This window comes from Novosphingobium sediminicola (genome assembly GCF_014196525.1).
Classification (GTDB): domain Bacteria; phylum Pseudomonadota; class Alphaproteobacteria; order Sphingomonadales; family Sphingomonadaceae; genus Novosphingobium; species Novosphingobium sediminicola.
On the sequence record NZ_JACIDX010000008.1, the window covers coordinates 206,821 to 228,615 of the forward strand.

The following is a 21,795-nucleotide window of genomic DNA, read 5'->3' on the forward strand; positions in this document are numbered from 1 at the left end:
GGGCGTGGGGCATGGGATATGTGTTGGCATATGGCGCGCTGGCGCTGGCGGGGGTTGGCCTGCTCTATCAACTCTTTGCCCTTGGCGCGCTGGGGCGATTCTTCGCCGCGCCGCCCGCCCCCCATGCGCCCGCACAGGCCGTTACAATTCTGAAACCGCTGCATGGCGCCGAACCGCGTCTGGCCGAAAATCTGGCCGGATTCACGCATCAGGACTATCCCGGAGCTGTGCAGATCGTGCTGGGCACCAACGCGGCGGACGATGGGGCCGCGCTGGTGGCCCGCGCGTTGATCGCGGCGCATGACAATATCGCCTATTACCCCGGCCCGCGCGCACCTGCTGCCAATGGCAAGGTCGGCTCGCTGATCGCAATGATGCCGCTGGCCGCGCATGAGGTGCTGGTTTTATCCGACAGCGACATGGTGGTCGCGCCCGATTATCTGGCACGGATCAACGATGCGCTGGCTCAGCCGGGCGTGGGGGCGGTCTCGTGCCTCTATGTCGGGCGGGGCGATGCCGGATTGTGGAGCCGGGTGGGTGCGATGATGATCGCGGGCCAGACCTTGCCCAATATGGTGGTGGGTCTGGCCACCGGCATGGCGCAGCCCTGCATGGGTTCCACCATCGCCCTGCGGCGCGAGACTCTGGACGCCATGGGCGGGTTTGAGGCGCTGGCCGATGTGCTGGCCGACGATCATGCGATCGGGGCGGGCGTGGCGGCGCAGGGGTTGCGGGTGGATATTCCGCCGATGATTCTCGTCCACGCGGGGGCCGAATCCTCGTTTCGCGCGCTCTGGCGCCAGCATTTGCGCTGGGCCGTGACGGTGCGCGATCTGGCGGGCGCAGGGCATTATGGCTCGATTGTCACGCATGGATTGCCGCTGGGGGTTCTGGCGGCGGTGTTGGCGCCCGGTATCGGCGGGGCTTTGCTGCTGGCAATTATCCTTGCACGCCTTGCGCTTGCAGCAAAGGTTCATAAATATGCGCCTATTGCCCTGCCCCTGTGGCTGATACCCATCGCCGACCTCATCAGCTTTTGCGTTTTTTGCGCCAGCCTGTTCGCAACTGCGATTGATTGGCGCGGCGCAAGCCTTACAATGACCTCCAAAGGCCGCATCAGGGGCCACCCTGCCACCGACCATGCCGCCCGCACCAAGAGAGACCGATGAAGCGCACCATTTTTCTCCAAGCCCCCTCCTTCCACGGTTTCGACGGGGGCGCCGGCGCCCGCTATCAGGCCAAGCGTGAGATCAAGAGCTTCTGGTATCCGACCTGGCTGGCCCAGCCCGCCGCGATGGTGCCGGGATCGAAACTGATCGACGCGCCCGCCCATGATCAGAGCTGGGAAGACATCGCCCACGAATTTGATACGGCCGAACTGGTCATCCTCCACACCTCGACGCCCAGCTTCATGCAGGACATCAAGACGGCGGAACTGATCAAGGCGCGCAACCCCAATTGCCTCGTCGGCTTTGTCGGCGCCAAGGTGATGATCGAGACGGAGCAGAGCCTTGAGGCCAGCACCGCCATCGATTTCGTCGCGCGTGAGGAATATGACTACACCTGCGTCGAACTGGCCGAAGGGCGCCCCTTTGCCGAGATCGACGGCATTTCCTATCGCGGGCCCGACGGCACGATCATCAACAACAAGAACCGCGCCATCATCGAGGATATGGACGCGCTGCCCATGGTTTCGCCCATGTACAAGCGCGACCTGAAGATCGACAATTACTTCATCGGCTATCTCAAGGCGCCCTATGTGTCCTTCTACACCGGGCGCGGGTGCAAGAGCCGCTGCACCTTCTGCCTGTGGCCCCAGACCATTTCGGGCCACCGCTATCGCTCGCGCTCGGTCGCCAAGGTGATCGAGGAAATCCAGTACATCCTCAAGGAAATCCCCGAAACCAAGGAGATCTTCTTTGACGATGACACGCTGACCGATGACATCGACCGCGTGGAAAAGCTGGCCGTCGCCATGGGCGAACTGGGCTTTGGCAAGCCGGGCTTCCCGCTGACGTGGAGCTGCAACGCCAAGGCCAATGTCCCGCGCAAAACGCTGGAAATCATGAAGGCCAATGGCTGCCGCCTGCTGCTCGTCGGCTATGAAAGCGGCAATCAGCAAATCCTGCATAACATCAAGAAGGGCCTGCGCGTCGAAGTGGCGCGCGAGTTCACCAAGAACTGCCACGAGCTTGGCATCGCCATCCACGGCACCTTCATCCTCGGCCTGCCCGGCGAAACGCTGGAAACGATCGAAGAAACCATCCGCTATGCGCAGGAAATCAACCCGCACACCATTCAGGTGTCGCTGGCCGCGCCCTATCCGGGCACGTTCCTGTATAATCAGGCGGTGGAAAACGGCTGGTTCGCGGGCGGCAAGCCGATGACCGACGATGGCGGCCACCAGATCGCCCAGCTTTCCTATCCGCACCTGCCCGCCAGCGTGATCCATGCCAAGGTCGAAGAATTCTACAAGCGCTTCTATTTCCGCCCGCGCAAGATCGGCGCCATCGTCAATGAAATGGTGCGCGATTGGGACATGATGAAGCGCCGTTTGCGCGAAGGCGTGGAATTCTTCCAGTTCCTGCGTCAGCGCAAGGAAGCCGCGTAAACTGATGACCATACGCCGCCTCGTGGTGACGGCCGATGATTTCGGCGCCGCGCTGGCGGTGAACGAAGCGGTCGAGCGCGCCCATACGCAAGGCATCCTGACCGCCGCCAGCCTGATGGTTTCGGGCGAGGCGGCGCAGGATGCGGCGGCGCGGGCGCGCCGCCTGCCCGGACTTGGCGTAGGGCTGCATGTGGTGCTGGCCGATGGTCGCCCGGTGCTGCCGCCGGAGCGGGTCTCGGCGCTGGTGGGGCCGGATGGCTGGTTTCACGAATCGATGGTGCGCACGGCCTTTGCCATCGCCCTCTCGCCGGTGGCGCGGGCGCAGATGCGGGCCGAGGTGGCGGCGCAATTCGCCGCCTTTGCCGCAACCGGCCTCGCGCTCGATCATGTCAACGCGCATAAGCATTTCCACCTCCACCCGATGATCGCAGCGGCAATTATCGAGGAAGGGCGCCGCCATGGCCTGCCCGCGATCCGTATGCCAGCCCAAGCCGGGACCGGCATGATCGAGCATTGGGCGCGCTTTTTGGGCGCGCGCTGGCGCAAGAGCGGTCTGGCCACCAATGACAATGTGACCGGCCTGACCCAGACCGGGGCCTTTACCGCCGAGCGCATGGCCGCCGCGCTGGCCGACCTGCCCGAGGGATTGACCGAGCTTTACACTCATCCCGCCACGCAGGACGCCTATCCCGGCTCGGCGCCGGGCTATCAATATCGCGCCGAACTGGCCGCGCTGACCGATCCGGGCGTGATCGCGGCGCTGCGCGCCAGCGGGGTGGAAACCGGCCCCTTCGCGCGCTTTTCCGGGCGAGCGGCAGCCTGATGGCGCTCGCTCTTGCCCTGCCGCTGGCGCTGGCCCCTCTGGCCGCCGCCGTCAGCCCGCCCGACCCGGCCCCCGCGCCCGAGGATGTCGAAGCCGCCGCCCAAGTGGCCGCCATCGCCGCGCAAACGCCGGAGGAAAACGCCCCCATCATCGTGCTGGGCATGGCCCAGGCCGCCGAGCGCGACGGCAAGAAGTTTGACGAGCCTGAAGAAGGCCCCGACACCATCGCCAATCTGGCCAATCCCGATCCGCTCGAAGGCATGAACCGCGTGTTCTTCGCCATCACCCAGCCGATCGACCGCTTCATCCTGCGCCCCATCGCCATCGTCTATCGCACCGTCCTGCCCGAACCGGTGCGCGACGGGGTGCATAATGCGCTGGCCAATATCTTCATGCCCTCGACGCTGGCCAATGACATGATCCAGTTGAAACCGGAGCGTGCATGGCAGACCGCCAAGCGCTTCGTGCTCAATTCAACGTTGGGCTTTGGCGGTCTGGTCGATGTCGCCAAGCGCAAGCCTTTCAACACGCCCGCGCACAGCAACGGCTTTTCCAATACGCTGGGCGTGGCCGGGGCCGGGCCGGGGGTCTATCTCTATCTGCCCATCCTTGGGCCGACCACCATCCGCGACCTGATCGGCATGGGCGGCGACGCCTTTACCCAGCCGCTGCTGCTCGACCGCGTATCGCGCCCGCAGGTTGCGGTGGCCCCCAACCGGCGCCCGCGCTCCTTCGTCACCGAGGCCGTCGCCGTCTCCACCCCCGGCGCCATCGCATTGGGCACCAGCGGTGTCGACACGCGCGCGCGCGCCGAGCCTGAGCTCAAGGCCCTCAAGGCCCAGTCGGTCGACTTCTACGCCGCCCTGCGCTCAACCTATCTGCAACACCGCGCCGGGCAAATCGCCGCGCTCAAAGTCCCGCCGGGGCAAACGCCCGAGGTGCCCGAATTCGACGATCCGCTGGAGGATCCGGAAGCGAAGCCGGCGGCAAAGCCTTAGAAAGAGTGCCTCCGCGCCCGATATTCCAGCACCGGCCACATCAACAGCGAGAGACCGAAGGTCAGCTCCCGCAACCGCAAAATCAAACTCAACGCCAACGCCTGAGGCGCGGCCACGCCCATGGCGGCCCCGGCCAGCACGGCGCCCGCTTCCTGCATGACCAGCCCGCCGGGGACGAAGAAGAGGATCATGCGGGCGGCGGTGGCGGCGCTTTCGATGGCGAAGGCGGCGAAGAGCGAGAGGTTCATGCCGAACATATGGGCCGCAATATAGACCTGCACCCCGGCCATGCTCCATGCAAAGAAGTGGAGGATGATGGCCAGCGGCAGGCCGGTGCGCTGGCGGGCCAGTTCGCGGCGCATCAGATGGATTTCGGCGCGCAGGCGGCGTCCGGTGCGGGTCTGGATAAAGCGGCGGTGGTGGGCGCTGCTGCGCCAGATGCGCCATCCGACATAGGCCAGCGGCGGCACCGCCAGAAGCCCCCACCAGAGCGATGCGCCGGAGGACGGAGCGGCGGGCGCCGCCTGTTGTCCCCAATGCCCCCAATGATACAGAACATAGGCGGCCAGCCCCATATAGGGCAGCTCGGCAATCACCTCGGCGATGATGTCGAGCGCGCGCAGGGCCACCGCCGCGCGCCCTCGCCCGCCCAGCAGCACCACCGCCCGCGCGCCCACCACATCGCCAAGGCCGGGGGGAAACAGCAGCAGGCTGTGCGCCGCATCGCGCACCAATCGCGCGATCAGGCTGGAGCGGAAGGGGATGCCGACCTTAAGCGCCTGTTGCGCCGCAGTGCAAAGCAGGATCGCCACGAATTGCACCGGCAGGACCGCCAGCACCGCCAGCGGGTCGATGGTCGCCACGGCCTGGGCAAACATGTGCCGCAGCCCGCTGTTGGCCGCCACCATGCCCAACAGGCCGGCAAGCAAAAGCACCGATGGCGCAATGGCGCTCCACCGGCGCGGGGTTCTGGACTGACTCATGGGCGGGCGCGATAGGAGCATGTGGCGCTTTGGGCAAGGTTGTGCCTTGTTTGCGCCCCAGTTTTCGGTCAGAGCAACCCGCGATGATCACCGCCCGATTGACCCCCGCCATCCTGCGCGCCATCCGCGCGGCATCCCGTCGCCCTGCGGTCACGCTGGTTCTGGCGCTGGCGCTGGTGGCGGGCGCGCTGGCCTATGTGGCGGGGCATTTCGCCATGACCACCGACACGGGCGAGCTGATCAGCGCGAAAACGCCATGGCGTCAGGATGGCGCGGCGATTGAGGCGGCCTTTCCGCAACTGAAGGATTCGATCCTTGTCGTGGTCGATGGGCAGACGCCCGAACTGGCCGAGGATGGCGCGATCCGGCTCAGCGAAGCGCTGGGCAAGCTGGGGCCGAAAGGTCCGGTGGTGGCGGTGCGGCGGCCCGATGGGGGCGCGTTTTTTGACCGCTCGGGCCTGCTCTTTGCCGATCTGCCCGAGGTGCAGCAGACGACGCAGCGGCTGATCGACGCGCAGCCCTTGCTGGGGGGCCTTGCGGGCGATCCCAGCCTGCACGGCATTGCGGCCACCATCGACACCGTGGCCGATGGCGCGGCGCGCGGCACCCAGGACGCCTCGCGCCTTGCCGACCCGCTGGGCAAGCTGTCGGCCGCAATTGACGCCAAGCTTTCGGGCAAGGTGCAGTATTTCTCGTGGCAACGGATGTTCTCGACCGACAAGGGCTCGCTCGCCCCGCCCACGCGCCGCTTGCTGATCGTGATGCCGCGCATGGATTATGGCGATCTGGAACCGGGCGCGGCCGCTGTTGAGGCCATCCGCGCACAGGCCGCGGCGCTGGGGCTGGACACCGCCCATGGGATGCGCGTGGGCATCACCGGCGAAGTGCCGCTGGCCGATGAGGAATTCGCCTCGATCCGCGAGGGCATGGGGATGATCGGCCTTGGCATGCTGGCCGCGATGCTGGCCTGCCTGTGGCTGGCGACGCGCTCGGCCAAGATCGTGGGCGCGATCATGGTGACAATCATCGCAGGGTTGGCCATCACGCTGGCGCTGGGGTTGTTGGCGGTCGGGCGGCTCAATCTGATTTCGGTGGCGTTTATTCCGCTGTTCGTCGGGCTGGGCGTCGATTTCGGCATTCAGGTGGCGGTGCGTTTCAACCATGAGCGCCGCGCCGGGGCCGCGCCGATGGAGGCGCTGGAACGCATGGCGGCCGCTATCGGTGAACCTTTGTCCTTGGCGGCGGCGGCGATTTTCCTCGCGCTGGGCGCTTTCCTGCCCACCGATTATGTCGGCATTGCCGAACTGGGCGTGATTGCGGGCATGGGGATGATTGTCGCCTTCATGCTCAATATCACGCTGCTGCCCGCGCTGTTGATGGTACTGCAGCCTTCGGTTCCCGCATCGGATGTGGGCTGGGCCGGGGCCGCGCCGCTCGATGCCTTTTTGCATCGGCATCGGCGTGATGTGCTGATCGCCTTTGTCGGGGCCATGCTGCTCTCGGTGGTAACGCTGGTCTGGGTCAAATTCGACTTCAACCCGCTGCACCTGCGCGATCCCCACAGCCCGGCGATGCGCGAGCTTTCGATCCTGATGGAGGATGCGGACCGCACGCCCAACACGATCACCATCCTTACCCCCAATGTGGCCGCCGCCGACGATCTGGAGGCGCGCCTGAGCCGCCGCAAGGAAGTGGCCCACGCGATCACCATCGACAGTTTCGTGCCCGAGGCGCAAGGGGTTAAACTGGCGCTGATTTCGGACGCCTCGCTGCTGCTGGACGCGACGATCAATCCTTTCGACTTTCCGCCCGCCAGCGATGATGCGGCCACCGTGGCGGCGCTGAACAAGGCAGCCTTATCGCTCAAGGCTCTGGCCGCGCGGCCCGGCGCGACCGCCGCGCCCGCCGCGCATCTGAGCGCCAGCTTTACCGCTCTGGCCGCCGCCTCCCCGGCCCAGCGCGAGGCGGTCAGCGCCATGCTGGTGCCGCCGCTGGGCCTGACGCTGGACAAGATCCGCGCCTCGCTGACCGCCAGCGAGGTGACGCGCGAGAACCTGCCCGAGGAGATCCGCCGCGACTGGCTGGCCAAGGATGGCCGCGCGCTGGTGCAGGTAACGCCCAGAATCGATGGCGCCGGGAATGGCACCGACAATGCCGCCATCGCGCGCTTTACCGCCGCCGTGCGCGCAGAGGCGCCGCGCGCCACCGGCCTGCCCGTGGCGACGCAGGAGGCGGCCAAGACCGTCGCCCATGCCTTTATCACGGCGGGCATTCTGGCGCTGGCGCTGGTGTCGCTCCTGCTCTGGCTGGTGCTGCGTTCGGTGCGCGAGGTGGCCTTTACGCTGGCACCGGTGGTGCTGTCGGGGTTCCTGACGCTAGGCACATGCGTGGCGATCGGGCAACCGTTGAACTTTGCCAATATCATCGCCTTTCCGCTGCTGTTCGGGGTGGGCGTGGCGTTTCACATCTATTTCGTCATGGCATGGCGTTCGGGCGTGGGCGATCTGTTGCAGACCTCGCTGGCCCGCGCGGTTCTGTGCAGCGCGCTGGCCACCGGTTCGGCCTTTGGCGCGCTGTGGTTCAGCGCCCATCCCGGCACGGCCAGCATGGGGCTGATCCTGATGCTGTCCTTGGTCTGGACGCTGATCTGCGCGCTGATCTTTGAGCCTGCGCTGCTGGGTCCTGTGCATAAGAAGGATAAGCCATGAGCCGCGAGAAGATCCTTCTGGCCTCGATCCACGATGTCGGCCCGCGCGCCGAGGCGCAGGTCGATCAACTGGCCGATCTGCTCTGCGAATTGCTGGGCGGCATGAATTTCGCCATGCTGGTCGTGCCCGATCACTGGAGCGAGGCGCCGCTGGCGGGCAACGCCGCCTATCAGGCCAAATTGCGGCGCTGGTCGGATATGGGCGTGGAAATGTTCGTCCATGGCTGGTTTCACAAGGATCTGGCCCAGCACAGCGGCGTGGCGGCCTTCAAGGCCAAGCATATGACCGCCAGCGAGGGCGAATTTCTGGGCCTTTCGCAGGACGAAGCGGCGCGGCGGATGGCCGACGGGCGCAAGCTGATCGAGGATATCATCGGGCGCGAAACGGCGGGCTTTATCGCACCGGCGTGGCTTTATGGGCCGGGGGCGATGGCGGCGCTGGCCGAATCGGGCTTTCCTCTGGCCGAGGATCATATGCGCGTGTGGCGCCCCGAAACCGGCGAGACATTGGCGCGCGGCCCGGTGGTGACATGGGCCAGCCGGACCAAGGGACGTCAGTTGTCCTCACGCTTCTTTGCATCTTTGGCGCGGGTGGGGCTGCATGGGCTGGATGTGGCGCGCATCGCGGTGCATCCGGGCGATACCACTGTTCCGGAACTGATTTCCTCGATCCGCGCCACCTACAGCAGCTTTGCCGCCCGCCGCCGTCCGGCGCGCTATGGCCAATTGCTGGCAAGCTGAACATCAGCCCCATGGCGCGTTCAGCCCCCGTTAGAACCCAAAGCGGCATAAGCATGGCTCAAGTTGCCTACTGGCAATCACGGGCAAAGCCTGCCAAGGCGGCGCCACTATGAGCGACAAGACACCCACCGGGGCAGATCAGGAAGCACAACAGATGTTGACCCAAGGCTTTGCCCATGGCGAGGCATCTGAACCGGCCCCCGTGCGCGACATCGCGCTGGAGGAGGCCGACAAGGCCAACCAGCGCCGTTCCCGCATCGCCGGTTTCGCCAGCTCGCTGATCTCGCTGGCCATTCTGGTGGTGGTGGCGGTGCGCCTGCTCGATCTCAACCCCAAGGGGCTGATCGAGATGGTGCCGCGTTCGGCCCCGTTCTGGATCGTGTTCGTCATCAATTACATGATGCCGCCGCTGTCCGAATGGGTAATCTATCGCCGTTTGTGGCGCATTCCGGCCTCGGGCATCCCGGCGCTGTTGCGCAAGCAGGTGTCGAACGAATTGCTGATGTCCTATCTGGGCGAGGTGCAGTTCTATGCCTGGGCGCGGGCGCGCCTTGGCATGGTGACGGCCCCGTTCGGCGCGATCAAGGATATGGCGATCCTGTCCGCATTGACCGGCAATATCGCCACGCTGGTGATGCTGGGCGCGGCGTGGAAGATCATCCAGTCGGGCGTGATGGGCAAGGATACGACCACCGTGTTCACCTCGCTGGGCGTGGTGCTGGTGACGTCCTTTGTCATCCTGCTGTTCCGGCAAAAGCTGTTTTCGCTGCCCCGGCGCGAGCTGTTCATTATCACCGGCGTCCATTTCCTGCGCATCATCGCCTATGTCGGGCTGACCGCGCTGCTGTGGCATCTGGTGCTGCCCGATGTGGCCTATGGTATCTGGCTGGTGCTGGCCACGCTGCGTATGTTGATTTCGCGCCTGCCGCTTGTGCCTTATAAAGACGCTGCTTTTTCTGGTCTTGCCATCTTCCTGATGGGGCATGATGATCAGATTTCATACCTGCTGGCGATGATGGCTGTCCTTTACCCGATCGCCCATATCATCGTGGGCACGGTGTTTGCCACTGTCGACCTTATCACCTCGCGCAAAGAAGGATAAAGCATGGCCTTGTTGTTGCCCCTGATCCTTGCCGCCGAAGCGCCGGCCAAGCCGGCGGTGCCGCTGGCCTCCACGCCCGAGCTGGGCAAGGCGGAGGGCAAGTGCCGCGCGGGCGAAAGCGGACCGGCGTTTCTTGTCGATGTTATCGGTTTGAAAGACCGCACCGGCAAGCTCAAGCTGGAAGTCTATCCCAACAATGACACCGACTTTCTGATGGACGACAATGTGCTGGTCTATCAGGGCAAGGCGTTCCGCCGAGTAGAAGAAGAGACGCCCGCCAGCGGCAATGTCCAGATCTGTGTGCGCGTTCCGGCGGCGGGGCCCTATTCGATCATGCTGCTGCATGACCGGGACAATAACCGCAAGTTCGGCTGGTGGGTCGACGGCATCGGCTTTGCCTCGAATCCGCGCCTTGGCTGGCACAAGCCCAAGGCCGCAGCGACCAAGGCGGTGGCGGGCAATGGCCCCACGCGGGTTTCGATCACGCTGAATTATCGCAACGGTCTGGGCATGTCGCCGATCAACTGATGCCGATCAACTGATGCAGGCGTGACACACCGTGTCACGCCCGGCGCCCTGCCTCTTGCGCTTTGCCCCGCCAGAGGCCACATGCGCCCCGGATGCCGCCCGAGGCATCAAGAGCGGACATCGGACATGCAGACCTGTCCGGCGACAGGAGGGGCCAGTTGCGGATCGTTGATGTTTGCGCCTTTTACACGCCCCATGGCGGCGGGGTAAAAACCTATGTCGAGCAGAAGATGCGCATTGGCCCGGAATTGGGCCATGAGATCATCATCCTTGCCCCCGGCGACCGGCATGAGGTGATCGAGCGCGGACCGATGGCGCGGATCGTGACGATCCCGGCGCCGCGCTTTCCGCTGGACCGCAAATATTGGTATTTCAAGGATGAAGACGCGCTGCACGCGGCGATCACCGCGCTGGCGCCCGATTTCCTTGAGGTTTCATCACCATGGCGCAGCGCCAGCATGGTCGCGCGCTGGCCCGGCGATGCGCCGCGCGCGCTGGTGATGCATGCCGATCCGCTCTCGGCCTATGCCTATCGCTGGTTCGAACCGATCATGAGCCGCGAGGCCATCGACCGCAGCTTCGAGCCTTTCTGGAAACACCTGCGCGAGCTGGGCCATCAGTTCGAGCGCGTGGTCTGCGCCAGCGGCGAATTGCGCGACCGTCTGGCGGCGGGCGGCGTGGCCCATACTGTCCTGCACCCGATGGGGATCGAGGCGGGACTGTTCAGCCCCAAGCGGCGCAGCCCTGCGCTGCGGCGGCGGTTGCTGGAAATGTGCGGCCTGCCCGAAAGCGCGAAATTGCTGATCGGCGTCGGGCGGCTCAGCCCGGAAAAGCGTTGGCCGATGATCGTGGACGCGGTGGCCGCGGCCAGCCAGTCGATGCCGATCGGGCTGGTGCTGCTGGGCGCGGGCAATCAAAAGACGCGGATTTTGAAGCAGGTCGCGGGCAATCCGCATATCAAGCTGCTGAAGGCCGAAAAGGACCGCGCCAAATTCGCCACCATTCTGGCCAGCGCCGATGCGCTGATCCATGGCTGCGAGGCCGAAACCTTCTGTATGGCCGCCGCCGAGGCGCGGGCCAGCGGGGTGCCGGTGATCGTGCCGGATCGCGGCGGGGCGGCCGACCATGCGCGCGGCGGCGCGGGCGTCACCTATAGCGCGGGCAGCGCTATGGCCGCCGCCCGCGCCACCCTGCGCCTGCTGCGCAACCTGCCCAAGGCCTCGCCCGAGGTGAAGGTGGTGTCCACGCAGGGCCATTTCGAGGCGCTGTTTGCCGATTACGCCAGCGCCCGGCGCGGAGAGGGGCCGGAAGGCACCGCCCGGCGCCTGTCAGAAAATGTCCAGGTCGCCTGAGTTTTCCTGACACTGATGTTGATACGCGCTTTGCCCCTCTTGCGCAGGGGCAGGCGATGGCCTCTTGTGCGCCAAATCCTTCTTCCTGCGGAGCTTTCATGCGACACGCGATTACCGGCGCCCTCGCCTTCCTGCTTTCCACCGCTCTTTCGACATCCGGCCTGCTGGCTGCCCCGGCCCAGACGCCCGAACAGATCGCCGCCGCCGCGCTGAAGGAGGCCCCGGTATGGGACGGCCACATTGACGTGCCCGAACAATTGCGCGACCGGCGGCATAATGTCCTCAAAGGCTTCGATTTCCACGACACCACCCGCGAGCCGGGCGATGACAAGTGGAACACCGATGCCCAACCCGGGGCCAAACCCAAGATCGTGCCGATGCAGACCGATCTGACCCGCATGAAGCAGGGCCATCTTCAGGCGGTGTTCTGGTCGGTCTATGTTTCAGCCGCTTTGAACGATCAGCAGGCCGTGCAAGCCACGCTGGAGCAGGTTGATCTGATGAAGCGCATCATCGCGGCCAACCCGGCCGAGATGCAGTTCTGCGCCGATGCCGCCTGCGTCGAAAAGGCGTGGAAAGCGGGCAAGGTCGCCAGCCTGCTGGGGGCCGAAGGGGGCCATTCGATCGGCGGCTCGCTGGCCGTGCTGCGGACCCTGCATGAAATCGGCGTGCGCTATATGACGCTCACGCACTTCAAAACGACCCCGTGGGCCGACAGCGGCACCGATGCGCCCCAGCACAATGGCCTGACGCCCTTTGGCAAGGATGTCGTGCGCGAGATGAACCGGCTGGGGATTCTGGTCGATCTCTCGCATGTCAGCCAGAAGACCATGATGGACGCGCTGGAGGTTTCGGGCGCGCCGGTGATCTTCTCGCATTCCAACGCGCAGGCGATTTCGGGTCATCCGCGCAATGTGTCCGACGAAGTGCTGGACAAGGTGAAGCTGAACGGCGGCGTGGTAGCGGTCAATTTCTACCCCGGCTATATCAGCCCCGGCCAATACACATGGAACGCCAACCGCGCGGGCGAAATGGCGCGGCAAAAAGCACTCCACCCCGACCGGCCCGATGTCGCCGCCGCCGCGCTGGCCGATTGGGAAAAGGCCAATCCCAAGCCCGTCGCCACGCTGGCCGATGTCGTGGCCCATATCGACCATATCAAGCAGCGCATCGGCATCGACCATATCGCGCTCGGCTCGGACTTCGATGGCGGTTCGGTGGGGTTGCAGGGCCTGCCCGACACCTCGGCTTACCCTGCGCTCTTCGTCGAACTGGCCCGCAAGGGGTACACAAAAGAGGATCTCAAAAAGATCGCCAGCGGGAATTTCCTGCGCGTTTTGAAGGCGGCAGAGGCTTATGCGGCGGCGCATAAGGGGGATGCGGTGGTAGAGAACCCGACTTCGTTTTAATTAGGGAGTCTTTTGCCTCCGGCGGGCAAAGGGACTCGTCCCTTTGCAATCCCGTTAATGGGTAGTGGATCGTTGGCGACGTCAGGATTGGTTGATTGTTTGAAAGCCTGCGGCGCGGAAAGCTCATCGCTAAAAGCGCCGCAGGCTCTCAAAACCATGACACGCGCGCAACCTTGCCAACCAAGCGCAGCCCCATGACGGGATTGTTAAGGGCCCCTGCCCTTAACCCGCCGGAGGCACCCACCTGCTAAAATCCCTAAAACCCCTTCTTCCACCCCAAACTCACCCCCCGATCATCGGGCAAGGCCGCGTAATGCCCCGGATTCCCCCGCCAAAACAGGTTCAGCCCCGCCGAACCTCCTTTAAGCGGAAACTGCCACGCCAGTTCGGCATCCACCTCGCGCCCGGTCGGAGCCAGCGATAACCGCCGCATCCCCCAGACCGCCCCGGTGTCATAATCATAGGCAACCGGCAGGTGGAAATTCATGCCACCACGCTCCACGCGCAGAGGTTGCGAGACGCGCAGCGCCAGCAGATCGCCGAACTTGAAGAAATTGGCGATCGAGCCATCGACCACCCAGCCATTGGTCACCAGCCCCGACCCCGCGCCGATAAAGCCGGAGCCGCGCGCTTGGGTAAAGCCCTGTCGCCATGCCGCGCCAAAGTGGAAATCGGGATAGGGCCGCCAGCCGAGCGCCGCATCGACAAACACTGTATCGGCCCCATGCGCCCCCAGCGCCGGATTGAACCGCGCTCCCAGAATGCCGCGCTGCTCGCTCATCCAGCTTGCGCCGAGGCTTGCCTCGACATCGCCCCGCCGCCGGTCGAAGGCAAAGCCGAAGCGTTGCACAAGGTCGCGGCTCTCGCCTTGGCTCGATGTGCCGACCGCCTGCCACGGCGATCCGGTCCAGCCATAGCCCTGCTGGCCCATCACCGTCAGGCCCCATTGGCCCAAACCGCGCCTGATCGCCAGCGAGGTCTCGCCGCTGCGGAAAAAGCCGATGTCCTCCAGCGGATTGCCAGCGATCATAAAGGCGGGCCGATCCTGCCCCTGAAGCGAGGCCACCAGCCCATCGGCCCCCTGCGCCATGGCAAAGCCCATCGACAGGCCCGGCGCCACAAGCGCGATCACCCGCCCGGCCAGCACGCGCGCCACGCCTGCATCCTCCTGCGAAAGCCGCAGCGCGCCCGACCAAGGCAGGGCCAGATTGCGCCCGGTGGCGTCCACGCTGAAAGCCATCGCCACCGCGCCGCCGCCCAGCGAAAAGCCGCGATTCTGGTTCACCAGCGCCGGGGCCAGTTTCGGCATCAGCGAAGCGCTGCGCAGCCCATTGGCCAGATTGACCCCAAAGGCCCGCCCATAGGAATCCAGCACCACCGAGGCCACTGAGGCCCCCTGCGCCGCATCGCCCATCGCGGGCGATGTCACCGCGCTGGTGCCGCCCAGCGCCATTTGCGTCGCTGTGCCCGCCAGCGAGGTCGCCCCCTGCGCATTGAACGCCGCCGCAATGTCCAATCCCCCGCGCCCATAGGTTGTATCCTGCCCGGTCGCGCCAAGATCGGTGGCGGTGTTCAGCAGGATCGACACCGCCTGCGCGGCGGTCAGATTTGGGAAGGCCTGCCGCAGCAGCGCCACGGCGCCCGCGATCTGGGGCGCGGAAAAACTCGTGCCATTATAGACCGTCGTATAGGTCGTGCCGCCCGAGACGGTGGTCTTGATGACGCCATTTTCATACTGACAACAGATCTGTTCGCCCAGCGCCGTCAGATAGGAGGCCGCCTCGGTCCCGGCCCGGTTGGAAAAGCTGGAGATGACATTGGTCGATCCTACCGACCCAGCGATGATGACATTGCCATTGCCCGCCGCGCGCACGCCCGAGGCAAAGGGATCGACCTGAGCCGTCCCGTCATTGCCCGCCGACACCACCACCACGACGCCTGCACTGGCGGCGCTGGCAATGGCATTGGTGATATTGGCATTGGGGCTCGATCCGCCCAGCGACAGGTTGATGACCTTGGCCCCGGCGGCAATGGCGGCGGTAATGCCCGCCGCGATGGCATTGTCGCTGAAACTGCAACCGGCGCTGGTGGCGCAACTGCCCGCGGTATCGACGCGCATGGCCGCGATGGTGGCGTTAAACGCCATGCCCATCACCCCCACCCCATTGCGCGCGGCGGCGGCCACCTGCGCCACTGCGGTGCCGTGATCGCTGTCGGCATTGTTCAGACCCCGGCTGCCCGCCAGATCGGTCGAGGTGCTGGAAATCCGCCCGGCAAATTCGGGATTGGTGGTGTCCAGCCCCGAATCGACGATGCCGATGGTCACCCCCTGTCCGCTGGCGCCCGCCGCCCATGCGGTGATCGCGCCATGCTGGGATGGGCCGGTCGAGCGGATATATTCCGCCGTCTGGAAACTGGCCGAAGGGGTGGGGGTGATGATCGCGCCCGGTGTGGCGGTGGGCGTGGCGGAGGCCGTGGCCGTCGGGGCGGGCGTTGCGGTGGCGGTCGCGCTGCTGGTGCCGCTGGGCGTGGAATTGACCGCGCCGCCGCCGCCCCCGCCACAGGCAGCAAGCCCGGCCAGCCCCGCGCCCACCACCGCCGTCAGCGGCAAACGCCCGATCAGCGCCAAAGACCTGTACACCCCATCCCGATTCATAAACCCATCCCCTTGCGCCCCCTTCCTGCACCCTTTCCAGTAAACACCGGGTAACGATCCGCCTTCGCCCTTGTTCTGCGGCGCATCAGGCGATAGGCGCTATCGTCAAACAGGCTTATGCCGTCCCCCTTCGCAAAGAGGCCAAGACCATGACCGACACCACAACCCTTGCCGCCGCCATCGAGGCCGCCTGGGACGCCCGCGACACCGTCACCCCCGCCAGCGCCGATGTGCGCGCCCATGTTGAGGCGGCCTTTGGCCTGCTGGAATCGGGCGCGGCGCGCGTGGCCGAAAAGATCGACGGCGAATGGGTGGTCAATCAGTGGCTGAAAAAGGCCGTGCTGCTCTCGTTCCGTCTGAACGACAATGCGGTGGTGCCGGGCGGTTCGGCAGGCTCGCCCGCGTTTGACAAGGTGGCCAGCAAGTTTGACGGCTATGACGACGCCAAGTTCCGCGAAGGCGGCTTCCGCGTGGTGCCGGGCGCGGTGGCGCGCGCCGGTTCGTTCATCGGCAAGAACGTGGTGCTGATGCCCTCTTTCGTGAACATCGGCGCCTATGTTGGCGAAGGTTCGATGGTCGACACGTGGGCCACCGTGGGTTCTTGCGCCCAGATCGGCAAGGGCGTTCACCTGTCGGGCGGCGTGGGCATCGGCGGCGTGCTGGAACCGCTGCAGGCCGGGCCGGTCATCATCGAGGACGGCGCTTTCATCGGCGCGCGTTCGGAAGTGGTTGAAGGCGTCATCATCGGCGAGGGCGCGGTGCTCTCGATGGGCGTGTTCATCGGCGCCAGCACCAAGATCATCGACCGCGCCACGGGCGAAGTCCATATCGGCCGCGTGCCGCCCTATGCGGTGGTCGTGCCCGGCTCGATGCCCGGCAAGCCGCTGCCCGACGGCACGCCGGGGCCGAGCCTCTACTGCGCTGTAATCGTCAAGACCGTGGACGCGCAGACCCGCGCCAAGACCGGCATCAACGATCTGCTGCGCGACTGATCGGATCCGGCAGAACTCATGAAAAAGCGCGCTTTCGCTCTGTTGCTCGCCCTGTTGATTCCTGCGGGGCTGGCCTCTTATGGGGCCGCAGAAGCACAGGGCGAACGCGCGCCCAGAGTTGCGCCCAAAACCCCCATGGCGGCGGCGCAGGTCTTGCGCCGCCTGCCTCATGATCCCCATGCCTATACCGAGGGGCTGTTCATTCATGGTGGACAGCTGTTTGAAAGCACCGGGATGGAGGGGCGCTCCAGCCTGCGCCGGGTCGATCTGAATTCGGGCCGGGTGCTGGAACAGACCAACCTGCCGCGCCCCTTGTTTGGCGAAGGGATTGCGCCGTGGCGTGATCAGATCCTGATGCTGACATGGCGCGACGGGATGGGCTTTCGCTTTACCCGCGCCGGGTTCAAGCCGGTCGGCCGCTTCACCTATCTGGGCGAAGGATGGGGCATGACGGCGCGGCCCGATGGGGCCGAACTGATCATGTCGGACGGCAGCAACACGCTGCGTTTTATCGACCCGGCCACCTTCCGCACCCGCCGCCTGCTCAGCGTCACCGCCGACGGGATCGGGGTGGACATGCTCAACGAGCTGGAATGGGTCAATGGCGAGATCCTCGCCAATGTCTGGATGACCAGCCGCATTGCCCGGATCGATCCCACCACGGGCCGGGTCAAGGGCTGGATCGACCTTGCCGCCCTTGCGCGTGAGGCAGGCGCCACCGGGCCCGATCAGGTGGCCAACGGCATCGCATGGGATGCCGCGGGCAAGCATCTCTACGTCACGGGCAAGGAATGGCCGGTGATGTTCGAAATCGCCCCGCCCGTCCATTGATGCGCGACATTTTGACCGGCCAGATGGACAAAACGGGCTGAAACCGCCATGTCTGGGGTCTGATGGGCAACAGTCTGTTCCTGCAATTTGCCGTATCCTCGGCCATGGTCGTGCTCTGCGTGATCGTGCATGGCTTTGGCCTGTTCGGCCTGACCCGCGCACTGCGCAGCGAGGCCAATGTGGAAAGATTGCGCCATATCCGCCCGCTTTCGCCGCGCGGGGCGATCTTCACCCTGTCCATTGTGGTGGCGATCATCGCGCTGCACGGGGTGGAAATCTGGGCCTTTGCGCTGGTCTATTTCGCGGTGGGGGCGGTGCATGGGCTGGAGCCTTCGCTCTATTTCTCGACCATCTCCTATTCGACCGTGGGATACAGCGACATTCACATCACCAGCCAATGGCGGCTGATCGGGGCGTTTGAAAGTATTCTGGGGATGCTGCTGCTGGGCTGGTCCACCTCGTTCTTTTTCCGCATGCTGGGGCGCATTGATGCGCATTAACGCCGCTTGCGGCCCGGCCTTGCCCGCTTTACGGATGGGCGGTTGCGCCAAGACGGGATAGACCTTTTTCATGCCGATCATCCATAGCCTGCTGGGAATGCTGCTCATTCTGGGGATCGCCTTTGCGCTGTCCTCCAACCGGCGCGCGGTACGGCCAAGGGTGGTGCTGGCGGCTTTTGGGCTTCAGGCGGGGCTGGCGGCGCTGGTGCTCTATGTGCCTGCTGGCAATGCGGCGCTGCAAGTCGTGGCGGGCGGGGTATCCTCGCTCTTGGCCTATGCCCATTCGGGGGTGGATTTCCTGTTCGGCCCCTTGGCGCGGCCCGAAATCGGCGGGGCCAGCTTCGCCATTTCGGCGCTGCCGGTGATTATCTTCTTCGCCTCGCTGATCTCGATCCTATATTATCTGCGCATCATGCCGCTGGTGATCCGCTGGATCGGGGGTGGGCTTGAAAAGATCACCGGGGTCAGCCGGATCGAATCACTATGCGCGGCCAGCAATATTTTCGTCGGCCAATCCGAAGCGCCCTTGGTGATCCGGCCCTATCTGGCCGCGCTGTCGCCGGCGCAATTGTTCTGTGTGATGACCGTGGGCATGGCCGGCGTGGCGGGCACGATTCTGGCCGCCTATGCCAGCATGGGCATCCGCATCGACTATCTGGTGGCCGCCGCCTTCATGTCGGCGCCGGGCGGGATCTGCATGGCCAAGATCATGATGCCCGATCCGCGCACGCCCCCGCCGGTCGATGGCGATCTGCCCGAAAATATGGTGCCGCCTGCGGGTCTGGCCGCCGCCGCGCTGAACCGCGCCGATGTGACGCATCAGCCCGGCGTGCATGTCGATGAGCCGGTGCCGCTGGCCCATGACGAGGAACGCCCCGCCAATATCATCATGGCGGCCAGCGAAGGCGCGCAGACCGGTGTGAAGCTGGCCGTGGCGGTGGGCGCGATGGTGCTGGCCTTTGTGGCGCTGGTGGCGCTGGCCAATGGCATCGTAGGGGGCGTGGGGCATTGGTTCGGCATTCCCGACCTCTCGTTCCAGAAATTGCTGGGCTATCTGTTTGCGCCGATCTTCAGCCTGCTGGGCGCGCCGACATGGGCCGAGGCGATGCGCGCGGGCGGCATGTTCGGCACCAAGATCGTGCTCAACGAATTCGTCTCCTTCATCGATCTGGGCCAGGCCAAGGAATTGTCGGCCAAGACCGTGGCCATCGTCACCTTTGCCCTGTGCGGCTTTGCCAATTTCTCGTCCATCGCGATCCAGATGGCCGTGACCGGCAGCCTTGCCCCCAACCAGCGGCCGCTGATCGCCAAGATGGGGCTGAAGGCTCTGGCCGCAGGCGCGCTGTCCAACCTGATGAGCGCGGCGCTGGCCGGGCTGTTCCTGTCGCTGTAACACCATGAGCCAACGTTGGGATGAAGAATGGGCCGCCGCCATGCCAAAGCGCGCGCGGCCAAGGCGCAAGGCAGGCATCGGCACGGTGTTCACCGTCGTGCTGCTGTTGATGGCGATCAGCGTGGTCAGCACGCGATGGAGGCAATGGAGCGCGCCGCAGCCCGCAGGCATAACGGCATCGGACCTGAAACCCGCCGCGCAGGACCGCGAATCGGCCCATTTCGCCCTGTGCAAAGGCCATGTCCGCGTCACCTGCGTCGTCGATGGCGACACGATCTGGTATCGGGGCGAAAAGATCCGCATCGCCGATATCAACGCCCCCGAAATCAGCCACCCGCAATGTGACTACGAGGAGCAGTTGGGCGACAAGGCCCGCGATCGGTTGATGGGCCTGCTCAACGCGGGCGCGTTTTCGGTGGTGACCGAGGGCAGCCGCGACGTCGACAAATATGGCCGCAAGCTGCGCGACATCACGCGGGGCGGGAAAAGCCTTGGCGCGGTATTGGTCAGCGAAGGGTTGGCCGAGCGGTGGACCGGGCATCGGCGGGATTGGTGTCATTGATTTTTTCAGGGGTTTAAGGTGCCTCCGGCGGGTTAAGGGCGGGGGCCCTTAACAATCCCTGTAGTGGCTTTGTTGCGCCCTGCCCCGGCCAAGGCTGATGGGGGAAGGTTAAAATGATAAAGCCTGCGGCGCTTGAAGGTCCACCCTCTCCGCGCCGCAGGCTTTCAATTCATCAGACAAACATAACTCTGCCATCCTCCCGCCACCCCAAAAATGGGATTGCAAAGGGACCGAGTCCCTTTGCCCGCCGGAGGCATCAAACCCTTAAATCAAAGCGTCCAATCCGCCGCATCCCCCAGCTCACCCTTAAGGTCAGCCAGCGTACCGCCTGCGTTCAAAAGCCCGCGCAGAGCCTCCCCGCCCAGCTCGTAATATTCGCGGTGGGGCACGGCGAGGACGACCATGTCATAGGTCCGCTCCAGCGCGTCGTGGACGAGGGGGATGCCATATTCATGCATCGCCTCATCGCCATCGGCATGGGGATCGTGGACAGCCACGCCATGGCCCAAACGCCCCAAGGCAGACACCAGATCGGCCACCTTGGAATTGCGCAGATCGGGAATGTTTTCCTTGAAGGTCAGGCCCAGCATGAGGACGCTGCCGGTCTTGCCGCCGCGCGCCTTGTGCAGTTCCTTGGCCACCCAGCCCGCCATCGAATCGTTGATGCCGCGCCCAGAAAGGATCACGCGCGGGTCGAGGCCAAGCTGTTCAGCCCGGTGCGACAAGTAATAGGGATCCACCCCGATGCAGTGGCCGCCGACAAGGCCGGGCGCGAAGGGCAGGAAGTTCCACTTGGTCCGCGCTGCCGCCAGCACATCCCAAATCGAGATGTCGAGCTTGTTAAAGATCTGGGCGATCTCGTTCATGAAGGCGATGTTGATGTCGCGCTGGGCGTTTTCGATCACCTTGGCGGCTTCGGCGGCCTTGATGCTGGCCGCGCGGAAGGTGCCGCCGCTGGTCACTGAGCCGTAGAGATGCGCTACGCGGTCAAGCACTTCGGGGGTCTGGCCCGAAACGACCTTGGTGATCTTGTCGATCGTGTGTTCGCGGTCGCCAGGATTGATGCGTTCGGGGCTGTAGCCGAGGAAGAAGTCCTTGCCGCACAACAGGCCCGAATGCGCCTCAAGGATGGGCGCACAAATATCCTCGGTCACGCCGGGATAGACGGTGCTTTCATAAACCACCACCGGCACGCGCCCTTCGGCAACCGCTGCGGGCAGCATCGCGCCAACGGTCCGGCTTGCCGCCTCGACCATGCGCAGGTCGGGGCGATTCGCGCCGTCGATGGGCGTGGGCACGGTGACGATGTAATAGTCGGCCGGGGGGCAGACCTGCGGATCGGCGGCCAACGCCAGCGTGCTGGCGGCAAGGCGATCACGGTCGATTTCGCCGGTGCGGTCATGGCCGCCGTTCAATTCATCGATGCGGCGCACGTCAATATCGAGGCCGACAGTGTCGAACTTGCCCGCCAGCGCTACCGCCAGCGGCAGGCCGACATAGCCCAGCCCGACCACCACCACGCGAGTCACGCGCTGGGCCGCATCCACAGAACCAAGCGATACAGGCGCGGCACCATCCACCGCCACCTTGGAATACATATACGTCAA

General features: G+C 65.1%; 18 protein-coding genes. 15 read left to right on the forward strand and 3 right to left on the reverse strand.

Annotated features, from left to right (window positions below):
- Positions 1-11: 11 nt before the first annotated feature.
- The 4 genes from hpnI to GGR38_RS12040 are packed head-to-tail and all read left to right on the forward strand — an operon-like array spanning position 12 to position 4,432.
- Entirely contained in the window at positions 12-1,169 is a 1,158-nt protein-coding gene (hpnI, locus tag GGR38_RS12025; RefSeq protein WP_183625813.1) for a bacteriohopanetetrol glucosamine biosynthesis glycosyltransferase HpnI, read from the forward strand.
- The gene (gene hpnJ, locus GGR38_RS12030; protein WP_183625820.1) at positions 1,166-2,611 is read left to right on the forward strand and encodes a hopanoid biosynthesis associated radical SAM protein HpnJ; all 1,446 of its coding nucleotides are present in this window, start codon (positions 1,166-1,168) and stop codon (positions 2,609-2,611) included. Before hpnI ends, hpnJ begins: the two co-directional genes overlap by 4 nt.
- A 4-nt stretch (positions 2,612-2,615) precedes the next feature.
- Complete coding sequence (hpnK, locus tag GGR38_RS12035) at positions 2,616-3,434, forward strand: hopanoid biosynthesis-associated protein HpnK (protein ID WP_221227083.1); 819 nt, start codon at positions 2,616-2,618, stop codon at positions 3,432-3,434.
- Positions 3,434-4,432 (forward strand): MlaA family lipoprotein, encoded by a 999-nt coding sequence (locus tag GGR38_RS12040; RefSeq protein ID WP_183625822.1) that lies wholly within the window; start codon positions 3,434-3,436, stop codon positions 4,430-4,432. Before hpnK ends, GGR38_RS12040 begins: the two co-directional genes overlap by 1 nt.
- Here GGR38_RS12040 and GGR38_RS12045 read toward each other — a convergent pair.
- Complete coding sequence (locus tag GGR38_RS12045; protein WP_183625824.1) at positions 4,429-5,415, reverse strand: lysylphosphatidylglycerol synthase domain-containing protein; 987 nt, start codon at positions 5,413-5,415, stop codon at positions 4,429-4,431. The two genes, GGR38_RS12040 and GGR38_RS12045, sit on opposite strands and share 4 nt — an antisense overlap.
- Before the next feature lie 83 nt (positions 5,416-5,498).
- On the opposite strand from GGR38_RS12045, the gene GGR38_RS12050 reads away from it, so the two are divergent.
- The 6 genes from GGR38_RS12050 (at position 5,499) to GGR38_RS12075 (ending at position 13,254) form a co-directional block, all read left to right on the forward strand.
- Complete coding sequence (locus GGR38_RS12050) at positions 5,499-8,123, forward strand: MMPL family transporter (protein WP_183625826.1); 2,625 nt, start codon at positions 5,499-5,501, stop codon at positions 8,121-8,123.
- Entirely contained in the window at positions 8,120-8,863 is a 744-nt protein-coding gene (locus GGR38_RS12055; protein ID WP_183625828.1) for a DUF2334 domain-containing protein, read from the forward strand. Before GGR38_RS12050 ends, GGR38_RS12055 begins: the two co-directional genes overlap by 4 nt.
- A gap of 109 nt (positions 8,864-8,972) precedes the next feature.
- Positions 8,973-9,965 (forward strand): hypothetical protein, encoded by a 993-nt coding sequence (locus GGR38_RS12060; RefSeq protein ID WP_172340785.1) that lies wholly within the window; start codon positions 8,973-8,975, stop codon positions 9,963-9,965.
- Positions 9,966-9,968: 3 nt separating this feature from the next.
- Positions 9,969-10,493 carry a DUF2141 domain-containing protein gene (locus GGR38_RS12065; protein WP_183625830.1) on the forward strand — a complete coding sequence of 175 codons (525 nt, stop codon included), beginning with the start codon at positions 9,969-9,971 and terminating at the stop codon, positions 10,491-10,493.
- A 158-nt stretch (positions 10,494-10,651) separates the two neighbouring features.
- Entirely contained in the window at positions 10,652-11,845 is a 1,194-nt protein-coding gene (locus GGR38_RS12070; RefSeq protein WP_183625832.1) for a glycosyltransferase, read from the forward strand.
- A gap of 98 nt (positions 11,846-11,943) precedes the next feature.
- The gene (locus tag GGR38_RS12075; RefSeq protein ID WP_183625834.1) at positions 11,944-13,254 is read left to right on the forward strand and encodes a dipeptidase; all 1,311 of its coding nucleotides are present in this window, start codon (positions 11,944-11,946) and stop codon (positions 13,252-13,254) included.
- Between the two features lie 256 nt (positions 13,255-13,510).
- Here GGR38_RS12075 and GGR38_RS12080 read toward each other — a convergent pair whose 3' ends face one another.
- Entirely contained in the window at positions 13,511-15,910 is a 2,400-nt protein-coding gene (locus GGR38_RS12080; RefSeq protein ID WP_183625836.1) for a S8 family peptidase, read from the reverse strand.
- A gap of 149 nt (positions 15,911-16,059) precedes the next feature.
- On the opposite strand from GGR38_RS12080, the gene dapD reads away from it, so the two are divergent.
- The 5 genes from dapD to GGR38_RS12105 all read left to right on the forward strand — a co-directional run bounded on the left by dapD (position 16,060) and on the right by GGR38_RS12105 (position 20,188).
- Positions 16,060-16,902 (forward strand): 2,3,4,5-tetrahydropyridine-2,6-dicarboxylate N-succinyltransferase, encoded by an 843-nt coding sequence (gene dapD / locus GGR38_RS12085; RefSeq protein WP_183625838.1) that lies wholly within the window; start codon positions 16,060-16,062, stop codon positions 16,900-16,902.
- A gap of 18 nt (positions 16,903-16,920) precedes the next feature.
- Entirely contained in the window at positions 16,921-17,733 is an 813-nt protein-coding gene (locus GGR38_RS12090) for a glutaminyl-peptide cyclotransferase (RefSeq protein ID WP_183625840.1), read from the forward strand.
- Between the two features lie 62 nt (positions 17,734-17,795).
- Positions 17,796-18,233, forward strand: coding sequence for a potassium channel family protein (locus tag GGR38_RS12095; RefSeq protein WP_183625842.1), 438 nt, complete (start codon positions 17,796-17,798; stop codon positions 18,231-18,233).
- Between the two features lie 70 nt (positions 18,234-18,303).
- Positions 18,304-19,626 (forward strand): NupC/NupG family nucleoside CNT transporter, encoded by a 1,323-nt coding sequence (locus GGR38_RS12100; RefSeq protein WP_183625844.1) that lies wholly within the window; start codon positions 18,304-18,306, stop codon positions 19,624-19,626.
- A 4-nt stretch (positions 19,627-19,630) separates the two neighbouring features.
- Positions 19,631-20,188: a thermonuclease family protein gene (locus GGR38_RS12105; RefSeq protein WP_246404543.1), complete on the forward strand. Its 558-nt coding sequence runs from the start codon at positions 19,631-19,633 to the stop codon at positions 20,186-20,188.
- Between the two features lie 269 nt (positions 20,189-20,457).
- Here the strand turns inward: GGR38_RS12105 and GGR38_RS12110 are convergent, their stop codons facing one another.
- On the reverse strand, positions 20,458-21,786 hold the full coding sequence (locus GGR38_RS12110) for a nucleotide sugar dehydrogenase (RefSeq protein ID WP_183625937.1): 1,329 nt from the start codon (positions 21,784-21,786) through the stop codon (positions 20,458-20,460).
- Positions 21,787-21,795 lie beyond the last annotated feature (9 nt).

What these genes read in the sequence shown, in the direction of transcription:
- GGR38_RS12080 (WP_183625836.1), bottom strand. Translation starts at nt 15,910, where the DNA reads ATGAATCGGGATGGGGTGTACAGGTCTTTGGCGCTGATCGGGCGTTTG.
- GGR38_RS12100 (WP_183625844.1), top strand. Translation starts at nt 18,304, where the DNA reads ATGCCGATCATCCATAGCCTGCTGGGAATGCTGCTCATTCTGGGGATC.
- GGR38_RS12075 (WP_183625834.1), top strand. Translation starts at nt 11,944, where the DNA reads ATGCGACACGCGATTACCGGCGCCCTCGCCTTCCTGCTTTCCACCGCT.
- hpnI (WP_183625813.1), top strand. Translation starts at nt 12, where the DNA reads ATGGGATATGTGTTGGCATATGGCGCGCTGGCGCTGGCGGGGGTTGGC.
- hpnK (WP_221227083.1), top strand. Translation starts at nt 2,616, where the DNA reads ATGACCATACGCCGCCTCGTGGTGACGGCCGATGATTTCGGCGCCGCG.
- GGR38_RS12045 (WP_183625824.1), bottom strand. Translation starts at nt 5,415, where the DNA reads ATGAGTCAGTCCAGAACCCCGCGCCGGTGGAGCGCCATTGCGCCATCG.
- hpnJ (WP_183625820.1), top strand. Translation starts at nt 1,166, where the DNA reads ATGAAGCGCACCATTTTTCTCCAAGCCCCCTCCTTCCACGGTTTCGAC.
- GGR38_RS12095 (WP_183625842.1), top strand. Translation starts at nt 17,796, where the DNA reads ATGGGCAACAGTCTGTTCCTGCAATTTGCCGTATCCTCGGCCATGGTC.
- GGR38_RS12050 (WP_183625826.1), top strand. Translation starts at nt 5,499, where the DNA reads ATGATCACCGCCCGATTGACCCCCGCCATCCTGCGCGCCATCCGCGCG.
- GGR38_RS12090 (WP_183625840.1), top strand. Translation starts at nt 16,921, where the DNA reads ATGAAAAAGCGCGCTTTCGCTCTGTTGCTCGCCCTGTTGATTCCTGCG.
- GGR38_RS12110 (WP_183625937.1), bottom strand. Translation starts at nt 21,786, where the DNA reads ATGTATTCCAAGGTGGCGGTGGATGGTGCCGCGCCTGTATCGCTTGGT.
- GGR38_RS12055 (WP_183625828.1), top strand. Translation starts at nt 8,120, where the DNA reads ATGAGCCGCGAGAAGATCCTTCTGGCCTCGATCCACGATGTCGGCCCG.
- GGR38_RS12105 (WP_246404543.1), top strand. Translation starts at nt 19,631, where the DNA reads ATGAGCCAACGTTGGGATGAAGAATGGGCCGCCGCCATGCCAAAGCGC.
- dapD (WP_183625838.1), top strand. Translation starts at nt 16,060, where the DNA reads ATGACCGACACCACAACCCTTGCCGCCGCCATCGAGGCCGCCTGGGAC.
- GGR38_RS12065 (WP_183625830.1), top strand. Translation starts at nt 9,969, where the DNA reads ATGGCCTTGTTGTTGCCCCTGATCCTTGCCGCCGAAGCGCCGGCCAAG.
- GGR38_RS12060 (WP_172340785.1), top strand. Translation starts at nt 8,973, where the DNA reads ATGAGCGACAAGACACCCACCGGGGCAGATCAGGAAGCACAACAGATG.
- GGR38_RS12040 (WP_183625822.1), top strand. Translation starts at nt 3,434, where the DNA reads ATGGCGCTCGCTCTTGCCCTGCCGCTGGCGCTGGCCCCTCTGGCCGCC.